Here is an 886-nt window from a genome sequence, read left to right on the forward strand (position 1 = left end):
CGGAATCTTCGCCGGTCCGGCCACCAGATCGCCGTCGCCGCCTGCATCGGAACTATCGTTCATTATCTTCCCTTACCCCGATCCGTGCGATTGACGTTACGGCAAATGCGTTTCGCCGTACTGCAACATGAATTCCAGTCGCCCTGGAAACTGTTCTATTTTGAACACAGCGGGCGAATGCCGCAGTTTCCCTATTATTATGTCATTGACGGGCGATTCAACGACACGCTATTTCACAAACCGTACATTCGAAAACCAGCACCCGACATGAGATTGGGGCTGACCATCAAGGGGATGCCATCATGAAGAAGTTCGAATTGCTTGCAGCGTCGGCTTTGGCGATGCTTTCTGCCACGCACGCCCTGTCGCAAACCACTCCTCCCCCGGCTCCTGCGCCCCAAACCACGCCCGATGGCGATGACATCGTCGTCACCGCAACCAAGCGCGAGCAGACGTTGCTCGATACGCCTGTTGCAGTGTCGGTAACCAGTGGCGCAACGATCGAGCAAGCGCAAATTCGCGATCTGAAGGATTTGCAAAGCGTCGTGCCGTCGCTGCGCGTCAATCAGCTCCAGAGCTCGGCGAACACCAACTTCATTATCCGCGGCTTTGGCAACGGTGCCAACAATGCCGGGATCGAGCCTTCGGTTGGCGTATTCATCGACGGCGTGTACCGCTCGCGGTCGGCCGCGCAGATTTCCGATTTGCCCAACCTGAAGCGCATCGAAGTGCTCCGCGGCCCGCAATCGACGCTGTTCGGCAAGAATGCCACGTCGGGCGTGATCTCCGTAACAACCGTCAAGCCCGTGCTCGGCCAATTCTCGGCCAAGGGCAGCGCGAGCTACGGTGAGCGCGAGGATCGTAACGCCACGCTGACGCTCAACGT

The 886-nt window shown here is 58.1% G+C and carries 2 protein-coding genes; both read left to right on the top strand.

Annotation, left to right across the window (positions count from 1 at the left end; genetic code table 11):
* Positions 1-306, top strand: a 306-nt coding sequence (locus AACY52_RS28605; RefSeq protein WP_339561109.1) for a hypothetical protein, incomplete at its 5' end; no start/stop codon positions are given.
* A partial coding sequence (locus tag AACY52_RS28610) for a TonB-dependent receptor plug domain-containing protein (RefSeq protein ID WP_339561110.1) occupies positions 303-886 on the top strand: 584 nt, incomplete at its 3' end. The genes AACY52_RS28605 and AACY52_RS28610, both read left to right, overlap by 4 nt.

This window comes from Pseudomonas sp. EA_65y_Pfl1_P113 (genome assembly GCF_963970525.1).
In the GTDB taxonomy this organism is placed as follows: Bacteria; Pseudomonadota; Gammaproteobacteria; order Pseudomonadales; family Pseudomonadaceae; genus Aquipseudomonas; species Aquipseudomonas tritici.